We start from the raw sequence: 9,007 nt of genomic DNA, 5'->3' as shown, positions 1-9,007 counted from the left end.
TACTTATCCCCAAAAGATCACACAAAAGAGGTGTATTCTATAGTGAGACAACAAGGATCGCTATCCTTTAAATATATTTATCCCCAGTAAGATCATCTTTATTTATTTACGCCGATCTAAAACGATCCCGCCCGATCGATTTATTTGAATAAACCACTAAACTCAGCTTTATTAAGCGATCCAGATCGATCTATAATACGTAACCTTCGATCATTGTAATGATAGCTAGATCCACAAGATGTAGTGTCCATTCACAGAGTTATCCACACTAGATAGTGTATTAAGATGGCTTGATAAGAAGATTTTAAGGCAGATTTTGTTCACTTGTTAGTTTTGCTTGTTGACGGGCATAACTAAAGTGATTACAATTCGGCCTCTTTTTTGCCCTTACCTCTTTTATTGAGAGATAAGGTTTATTCACCTAACAAATACGGATTGCCATAATGAGTAAACGTACTTTTCAACCTAGCAACCTGAAGCGCAAGCGTTCTCACGGCTTCCGCGCTCGTATGGCTACTGTAGGTGGCCGTAAGGTCATCGCACGTCGTCGTGCAAAAGGTCGCGCTCGTCTTTCTGCTTAATCAGTAGAAATGCAAGTGACCAGCTATACCTTTACGCGGGAGTTACGTTTGTTAACTCCCGCGCAATTCAAATCTGTATTCTCAAATCCTATCAAAGCTTCTTCGGCTGAAATTACCTTACTTGCTATACCTAACTCAGAGCAACATCCTCGTATCGGATTAACTGTTGCAAAACGTTATGTAAAGAGAGCTAATCAACGCAACAGAATTAAACGAATCATTCGCGATAACTTTCGTCTACATCAACACGAATTACCGCATTTGGATATAGTCGTTCTGGTAAGAAATGGCGTATTGGATATGGATAATGCCGCACTCCACAAACTGGTAGAAAAGTTATGGCGCAAACTCAGTCGCCGTTACAATGGCTAGCCACCACGTTAATTCGTGGCTACCAAATATTTATCAGCCCAATACTGGGACCAAAGTGCCGTTTTCATCCCACATGTTCATATTACGCAATAGAAGCAATTCGTTTGCATGGATTTGTGAAAGGGAGTTGGTTTGCAGGGAAACGCGTATTAAAATGTCACCCTTTACATCCGGGCGGTGAAGATCCCGTCCCTCCAAAAAATAACAGGTGTAATAAATAGGCTATGGAATCTCAACGCAATATATTGCTTATCGGTCTGCTTTTTGTCAGCTTTTTGCTGTGGCAGCAATGGCAAACAGAAAAAAACCCGCAACCTGTTGCGACTCAATCTTCGGTTGTTAATTCTCCAACCGTTACAGATTCACACAGTGCTGACGTCCCTGACGCAGATGCTTCGCTACCAGAAGCTGTGATTGCATCGAAAGAACTGATCACAGTAACGACAGACCAACTGGTGTTAAAAATTAACCCTGTTGGCGGTGACATCGTTTACTCTGCATTAGTTGGTCATAAACTAGAGCAAGAAAAAGAAGAGCCGTTCGTACTGCTCGAGCAAACTAACGATATTTACTATATCTCTCAAAGTGGTTTGATCGGTCGTGACGGTATTGACAGCAGTGTTAAGGGTCGTGCTCATTACGCGGTTCAATCTCAGCAATTTACCCTTGCTGAAGGTCAAGATACTCTTGAAGTACCTATGACCTATGTTGCCGACAATGGCGTGACTTATACCAAAGTTTTTGTTCTACACCGTGGCAGATTTGATATTGGTGTCGACTACCGCATCAACAACACCTCATCTCAGCAGCTACAAGTTCAGATGTATGGTCAGATCAAGCACAGCATCAAGAAAAGCGAAAGCAGCATGATGATGCCGACTTATCGCGGTTCAGCCTTCTCGACTCAAGACACTCGTTACGAGAAGTACAGCTTCGAAGATATGGCAGACAAGAACCTAGATAAGAAGACCTTAGGTGGTTGGGCAGCAATGCTACAACACTACTTCGTGTCTGCTTGGGTTCCACCAGCGGCTGATCAAAACACCATTTTCTCAAGTGTCAGTGCAGGCGGCTTAGCCAATATCGGTTTCCGCGGCGCGGTATACGATGTAGCACCAGGTGCTAACCAAACTATTAGTGCTCAGTTCTATGTTGGTCCTAAAGATCAAGAAGCGCTATCGGCTATCTCTGAATCACTCAACCTAGTTGTTGATTACGGTTTCCTTTGGTGGCTAGCTATCCCGATTCACTGGTTGTTGATGTTCTATCAATCGTTTGTGGGTAACTGGGGTGTGGCAATTATTCTTATCACGCTGACCGTACGTGGCATGTTGTACCCGCTAACTAAAGCCCAGTACACCTCTATGGCTAAGATGCGTAACCTGCAACCTAAGCTAGCGGACATGAAAGAGCGCTTCGGTGATGACCGTCAAAAGATGGGTCAAGCCATGATGGAACTGTACAAGAAAGAGAAAGTAAACCCTATGGGTGGCTGTCTTCCTATCTTGCTACAGATGCCTATTTTCATCGCGCTATACTGGGTACTGCTAGAAAGCTACGAGCTACGCCATGCACCATTTATGCTTTGGATTACTGACTTATCAGTACAAGATCCTTACTACGTGATGCCAATTCTAATGGGTATCTCTATGTTCTTGATGCAGAAGATGCAGCCAATGGCACCAACAATGGACCCTATGCAACAAAAGATGATGCAGTGGATGCCTGTAGTATTTACCGTATTCTTCCTATGGTTCCCTGCAGGTTTGGTTCTTTACTGGTTAGTCGGTAACATTGTTGCGATTACTCAGCAGAAGATCATCTATGCTGGTTTGGAGAAAAAAGGGTTAAAATAACCTTTAGCTCCAACTAATGAAAAAGCGGTCGGATACTCAGTATTGACCGCTTTTTGCTTTTTAATGAACGACTCGTTTTTCCCAATTTAAGAGTAGGAACACAGTAATGACAACAGATACTATCGTGGCACAAGCAACCGCACCTGGACGCGGCGGCGTAGGTATCATTCGTATCTCTGGTGATAAGGCCAGCGAAGTCGCAATGACAGTGTTAGGCCACTTACCTAAGACCCGTTATGCCGATTACTGTGATTTTAAAGACGCTAACGGAAACGTTATCGATCAGGGCATCGCCTTGTACTTTAAAGGCCCTAACTCATTCACTGGTGAAGATGTTCTTGAGCTACAAGGCCATGGCGGCCAAATTGTTCTAGATATGCTAATCAACCGCGTAATGGATGTGAGCGGCGTGCGTATTGCTAAACCTGGTGAGTTCAGTGAGCAAGCGTTTATGAACGACAAGCTGGATCTTACTCAAGCCGAAGCCATCGCCGACCTGATTGACGCCACCAGCGAACAAGCAGCCAAGAGCGCACTGAATTCATTACAAGGTGAGTTTTCGGCTCAAGTACACGAACTCGTCGATCAAGTGACTAACCTACGTCTATACGTTGAAGCCGCTATCGACTTTCCAGATGAAGAAGTCGATTTCCTTTCCGATGGTAAAATTGCCGGCGCACTTTATCGCATCATAGACAAACTCGATTCGGTGCAGTCGAGTGCCAAGCAAGGCGCAATTATTCGTGAAGGGATGAAGGTGGTTATTGCCGGTCGCCCTAATGCCGGCAAATCGAGCCTGCTTAACGCACTAGCAGGCAAAGAGTCAGCCATTGTCACCGAAATAGCTGGCACCACTCGTGATGTATTACGTGAGCATATTCATCTTGACGGTATGCCACTGCATATTATCGACACCGCAGGCCTGCGAGACACCACAGATACCGTCGAGCAGATTGGTATCGAACGGGCGTGGGCAGAAATAGAAACCGCAGACCAAGTGCTGTTTATGGTCGATGGCACCACGACCAATGCGGTCGACCCTCATGACATTTGGCCAGACTTTATCGACCGATTACCAAAAAATCTCGGCGTGACTGTTGTGCGCAACAAAGCAGATTTAACTGGCGAACCATTGGCCTCGACTCAAGAGCAAGACCACAAAGTCTTCAGACTATCGGCCAAAACAGGTTTAGGTGTCGAAGAGCTAAAAGCTCACCTAAAATCATTGATGGGCTACCAAAGTAACCTCGAAGGCGGTTTTATCGCCCGAAGACGCCATTTAGAAGCGCTAGAACTAGCATCGAGTCATTTACTGTTAGGAAAAGAGCAGTTAGAGGTTTACCAAGCGGGCGAACTGCTGGCTGAAGAGCTGCGCATGTGTCAAATGGCCTTGTCTGAAATTACCGGTAAGTTCACTTCCGACGATCTACTCGGGAAAATATTTAGCTCATTCTGTATCGGTAAGTAATCAAAACGAAGTCGCACTATTTAAGGGCATCTAGGGGTTATTCAAACGCACCAATCTAGATGCTCTTTTTTAACTCAAGCCTATAGCGGTTCTCAGACAATATCTGCTCAAAATTAAAACAGATTTGAATCGATCATTTAAAGATCTTGTCGCATTTTGATGCATAAATACCCAAGATCTGGATCGATTTAATCAACAGAGATATCAACAAGCAATCCCCAGCAAGATCAAAAATAGGGATCGAATAATAATTTAATGTAAACATTTGATTTGAAACAATTAAAAACTAATTCTGATTTTGTTTTTACTAATTTACTTAATCACATTTAGATCTTATCGAAAAAGTTATACTCAAAACATATCACTATAATTTTAATCGATCGAAGCACAGATCAATGCCTTACTTGATGTCAACTACCCTACTCGCTTTTTTATACTGAATTTTCCAGCCCTGCCAACGTGGTAACTCCCATCTTTTCGGACCCAATTTTCGCTGACCATTTAGGTATTCAAGCAAGACCAATTTTCGTTTAGGCAGGTAACTTACCGATAATTTTAGATCCGCTAACACCAGCTCGATCGGGTAGAGTTGATCAAACTCCTGTCGCTGCCAATCGGGAACACCTTCAAAAAACAGATCTCCAGCCTCAATCAACTCAAGATCGGCAAAGGACTCCACGCCTAGTTCAATTAATCGATCATAAAGATAACTCACTAGCTCCAATGGTCGATCAAAATCAGGTTTAACATCTGCTATTTGGTCATCTATATTCCCTAATGCCAACCAGATATTCCAAGCGGCGATATCTTTGCTAAGCTTCTGACTTAACCCTTTAAAACTGCGTCCTTCGCAAATGCTGCGTACTATTGCCTCAATGGCTTGCTCGCCTGATACTTGTTTACGGTAGGTATTAATAATGCGTCCGGCATACACACGCTCAATCAACACGGCATCGTCTGCCAGCTCTTTATTGCTTGCTAGCCTCTCCTCACCTAATTGCGCCTTAAGTAACATATCTATCGAAATCGGTGCCATGCAGGTAGCAAGATTTAGCGTCTGTTTAGCGCCTCGCCCCGCTAAGGCAAATTGATCGAATACCACCGCAGCAATAGGTAACACTTGTTTATCAAGAGGGAGATCAAAACGGGAATCACGAGCGATTTGAACTTCGCTATAACCGTTACCCAAGGCTTGTTGGCGCTTATCTCGGCGGATAAATGCCAGTGCTGGCAGCGCCTCGATAGCCGCTAGACACCAACGCTGTCTCAACTCAACGTGAGATAAATCATCTTCTTTGCCAACAGGTAGGCTTAATACCTTCCTGATCTGTGATGCTAAAAAACGCGCTTCTTTCAGTAAGCTCTGGTTCGCATCGCTCATTGTTAGCCAATCAGGCGCATCCGCGCGCAGCAGTTTAATCATAAAATAGGCATCACAGCCAAAAGGCTCCCATAGCCCAAGCTGCTGCAAGCCAAACTCATCAACGGGTAATGTATAAATCAGCCCAGGCACAGTTAACGCCGCAGCTAAGTCGACCATTAAGCCTTTGCAGGCATCATCTGGCATCGCACTAATTAAGTGAGCAAATTGAGTATCGATAGGCAGTGGGAACAGTTTTCTACCATGGACAGTGACCAGCCCAGCGCTGTCTATGGCGGCCATAGACAACAGTTGCTCAGTGGCTTTTGTTAATGACTTTTCTGGTAGCTTGTCCACAAAAGGCAGATTAGATAGTTGATAGCCGCTACATGCAGCCGCAAGCATAGGTTCAACCAGCTCCTCTCTTTGCAGCTCGGGCGGGGTTATCGCCTCGAGAGGTGCACCTTTGCCCCACAAGCGAATACAGATCCCAGCTTGTACTCGCCCAGCGCGGCCAAGACGTTGTTCACTACTCGCTTTTGAGATTCGAGCTAACGATAGAACGGTACGACCATTTCGCTGATGTGTGCGGCGCTCAAGCCCAGAATCAATAACAGCGGTCACGCCAGGAATCGTTAACGAGGTTTCAGCCACATTGGTCGCAAAGATTACTCGCTGATGATCTGTTTCCGATAATATATCCTGCTGCTGTTTAGCATCTATTCCACCATGTAATCCCAGCAGCTCAAGCCCATCATTTGTCGCTAATAAGCCCTGGCAGGCCTGCAAACAGATTTGAATCTCTTTTTTCCCTGGTAGAAATACCAATATATCGCCCGCGGTTTGAGTCAGTAGCGTTTCAACGGCTTGTTTTACCTTTTTATCGATATCACGCACATCAGGCAGATGGTGACTCTCGGTAGACTGGTATCTTAGTTCCACGTGAAACCTTCGCCCTTCAGCTTGTAATCGCGTGCCTTTATTGCCATTTTTATCAGTTAAATAGCTCGCTAACCGTTCACCATCAATGGTTGCGGAGGTGATCACTAAACGATGTTTACCAGCGGTTTTAAGTAATGCTAACAACAGATCTGTATCCCAGCGCCGTTCATGAAACTCATCAATAATAATGGTATCGAAGCAGGCTAAGCCGGCTTTGTCCCCCACCTCATCAACAGCTTCACTATTAGCAGAGAGCCAACGCAGTGCGATACCCGGCGTTACAAACGCAATATCCGTCTGTTCATTTACCGTAGAATCGAAACGAATAGCATAACCGACTTGCAACTGAGTCTGTTTGGCGACAAAGTCTGCCAAGGCTAAACAGGCCACGCGCCGGGGCTCTATCACCAATACACGCTGAGGCTTACCACTATCATTAGCCTCAGCACACCACAGCGGTAAACGAGTGGATTTACCCGAGCCTGTATCAGACTCCACGACCAAATGATGATGTTTTATCGCTAATTTAAACTCGTTATAGAGTTTGTCTATCGGCAAAGCGGGTAAAGAAAAAGCGGTTACTGAAGAGTTAGACATGATTTAGCAACGATGATTAGCAATGGATGCAATGATACCGCGCCAATAAATAAATGGGGCAACTTTAACTGCTAAGGTTAAACTCTCACACTAAAGCCATTACAGATTCAACAGATAGGACTGTGATTAAAGTAGTTTGTAATCAAAGAACTTGCGTTTATCAGGCCCTGTGGCGTTAGTACTAACTTTATTGGGGTGCTTATACTCATCCCAACTCGCCACATTACGACCACGATTAAGGTGTGGAACCCCCTCTCCTTCACAGCGACTGTGTAAGGGATTATCTATGGACTGCTCGCCACTGAAGTTTAAATCGCTAGCTAAAAACTGACGCAATTGAGTTAAACTATCAGGCCGGCTGATATCGATACAGATAAAGTTGTTTATGTTAAATTGTTCGAAATACTCAAATACTTGTTTTTTGTGGCTAAGGTAACAACTCACCAAATGTTCGGCATCCAAAGGATCATCAATGCCGTTAATATCAAAACTATGGTTAAAACTACGTTTTAATATTGGATGAAACTTGCCAGTCTTATTATCTAAATGCACTAGCATCCGACTAAGTAGCATCTGCATCGATGGCACCCAGGCATCTAAGGCCCGCTCAAGGTAAACAAATTTGGCATAGGGATAGAGCTTATGCAGTTGCCGATAATCACTGAAACAAGGTGCGTCAGACACCACATCCGCCAACTCAAATGCCTGCTTAGTAAACGCCTGATGTGCCACTTTATAACCCAGCTCAAGCAAGGCCACACTCACACTCGTTGTCCCCGTTCGAGGCAGACCGATGATGAATATCTTGTGACTATTACAATCAAACTTAGTGATCAATTTCTACTGTCTCTAATAAATTAAAGTAATAAAATAAAGGGAATACAAACAGGGATAAAACTCAGTAAATTAATAGATAGTATATATTAATCAACAAAATAATCGGCTATCTTATGATGATAATCAAAAATCCTAATGAGAAGTAATAATGACAGAACGTCGTCCATGGTCACGGAATGACTTACTGGTAGCATTCTATCTCTATAATAAAACATCATTTGGAAAAATTAGCGCCCGAAATCCAGAGATAATAAAAGTATCTAAGTTTTTAAACCGAACTCCATCTTCTCTATCGATGAAAATGGCCAATATAGCCAGTTGTGATCCTATGATCCAAGTATCTGGCCGCAGTGGACTAAAAGGTGCATCGAAAGCTGACAAGGATATGTGGGCGGAGATGTCTGCCGATTGGGAAAATTTTTATATCACAAGTGCTGAAGCATTCCTTACTATCACCAATGAACATGAAGAAAGTGAATCGACGGATAGCAACTTCACCGGCCGCGAAAGATTAGTTCAATCAAAGGCCCGTATCGGACAAAATCAATTCCGCCAGATAATACTGAGTTCTTATAATGATAAATGCTGTATTACAAATTTGAGTATTCCTAATTTATTGGTCGCGAGCCACATTATGCCTTGGAGTGTTAAGCCAAGTGAACGATTGAATCCGTGTAATGGATTGTGCCTATCGAGTATTCATGACAGTGCTTTTGACCAAGGTCTGCTCACACTCAACTCAAATCTAGAGGTCGTATTATCGAGCAAACTACTACATAAAAATAACCCATTTGTGGATTACTGCTTTAAACAATACGAGGGAAAATCTATTACCCTTCCAACTAAATTTATTCCAAAAGAAGAGTTCTTAGCCCATCACCGTACTGAGATATTTCAGCAATAACAATGGATCAATTCATTGATTAACTCACAGATGTTTAGCCTATATAAATGAGTAACTTAATCAATTAACAGCACCTCTCGCTAACACCGT

The 9,007-nt window shown here is 43.6% G+C and carries 8 protein-coding genes; 6 read left to right on the top strand and 2 right to left on the bottom strand.

Annotated elements, in window-relative coordinates; genetic code table 11:
* Positions 1-443: 443 nt before the first annotated feature.
* The 5 genes from rpmH (at position 444) to mnmE (ending at position 4,277) form a co-directional block, all read left to right on the top strand.
* The gene (gene rpmH, locus K0I73_RS19050) at positions 444-581 is read left to right on the top strand and encodes a 50S ribosomal protein L34 (RefSeq protein ID WP_011867659.1); all 138 of its coding nucleotides are present in this window, start codon (positions 444-446) and stop codon (positions 579-581) included.
* A gap of 15 nt (positions 582-596) precedes the next feature.
* Complete coding sequence (gene rnpA, locus K0I73_RS19045) at positions 597-953, top strand: ribonuclease P protein component (RefSeq protein WP_220062569.1); 357 nt, start codon at positions 597-599, stop codon at positions 951-953.
* Entirely contained in the window at positions 920-1,174 is a 255-nt protein-coding gene (yidD, locus tag K0I73_RS19040) for a membrane protein insertion efficiency factor YidD (RefSeq protein WP_081730661.1), read from the top strand. The genes rnpA and yidD overlap by 34 nt, the downstream gene beginning before the upstream one ends.
* 3 nt (positions 1,175-1,177) lie before the next feature.
* Positions 1,178-2,809 (top strand): membrane protein insertase YidC, encoded by a 1,632-nt coding sequence (yidC, locus tag K0I73_RS19035; RefSeq protein ID WP_220062568.1) that lies wholly within the window; start codon positions 1,178-1,180, stop codon positions 2,807-2,809.
* Positions 2,810-2,915: 106 nt separating this feature from the next.
* Positions 2,916-4,277 (top strand): tRNA uridine-5-carboxymethylaminomethyl(34) synthesis GTPase MnmE, encoded by a 1,362-nt coding sequence (gene mnmE / locus K0I73_RS19030; protein WP_220062567.1) that lies wholly within the window; start codon positions 2,916-2,918, stop codon positions 4,275-4,277.
* A gap of 400 nt (positions 4,278-4,677) precedes the next feature.
* Here the strand turns inward: mnmE and K0I73_RS19025 are convergent, their stop codons facing one another.
* Together K0I73_RS19025 and K0I73_RS19020 are read right to left on the bottom strand one after the other, a co-directional pair.
* Positions 4,678-7,176, bottom strand: a complete 2,499-nt coding sequence (locus tag K0I73_RS19025; RefSeq protein ID WP_220062566.1) for a helicase-related protein — start codon at positions 7,174-7,176, stop codon at positions 4,678-4,680.
* A 126-nt stretch (positions 7,177-7,302) separates the two neighbouring features.
* Positions 7,303-8,013, bottom strand: coding sequence for a sulfotransferase (locus tag K0I73_RS19020; RefSeq protein ID WP_220062565.1), 711 nt, complete (start codon positions 8,011-8,013; stop codon positions 7,303-7,305).
* A 148-nt stretch (positions 8,014-8,161) separates the two neighbouring features.
* Between K0I73_RS19020 and K0I73_RS19015 the strand changes: the two genes are divergently transcribed.
* Positions 8,162-8,917 carry an HNH endonuclease gene (locus tag K0I73_RS19015; protein WP_220062564.1) on the top strand — a complete coding sequence of 252 codons (756 nt, stop codon included), beginning with the start codon at positions 8,162-8,164 and terminating at the stop codon, positions 8,915-8,917.
* The last annotated feature ends 90 nt before the right edge of the window (positions 8,918-9,007 follow it).

This window comes from Shewanella mesophila, assembly GCF_019457515.1.
GTDB classification, from domain to species: domain Bacteria; phylum Pseudomonadota; class Gammaproteobacteria; order Enterobacterales; family Shewanellaceae; genus Shewanella; species Shewanella mesophila.
The sequence above is the reverse complement of the archived record's forward strand: the minus strand, read 5'-3'. Positions and strand labels throughout refer to the sequence as shown.

Excerpts from the sequence above, each read along its gene's own strand:
- yidC (WP_220062568.1), top strand. The coding sequence starts at position 1,178 with ATGGAATCTCAACGCAATATATTGCTTATCGGTCTGCTTTTTGTCAGC.
- K0I73_RS19025 (WP_220062566.1), bottom strand. The coding sequence starts at position 7,176 with ATGTCTAACTCTTCAGTAACCGCTTTTTCTTTACCCGCTTTGCCGATA.
- yidD (WP_081730661.1), top strand. The coding sequence starts at position 920 with ATGGCGCAAACTCAGTCGCCGTTACAATGGCTAGCCACCACGTTAATT.
- K0I73_RS19015 (WP_220062564.1), top strand. The coding sequence starts at position 8,162 with ATGACAGAACGTCGTCCATGGTCACGGAATGACTTACTGGTAGCATTC.
- rpmH (WP_011867659.1), top strand. The coding sequence starts at position 444 with ATGAGTAAACGTACTTTTCAACCTAGCAACCTGAAGCGCAAGCGTTCT.
- mnmE (WP_220062567.1), top strand. The coding sequence starts at position 2,916 with ATGACAACAGATACTATCGTGGCACAAGCAACCGCACCTGGACGCGGC.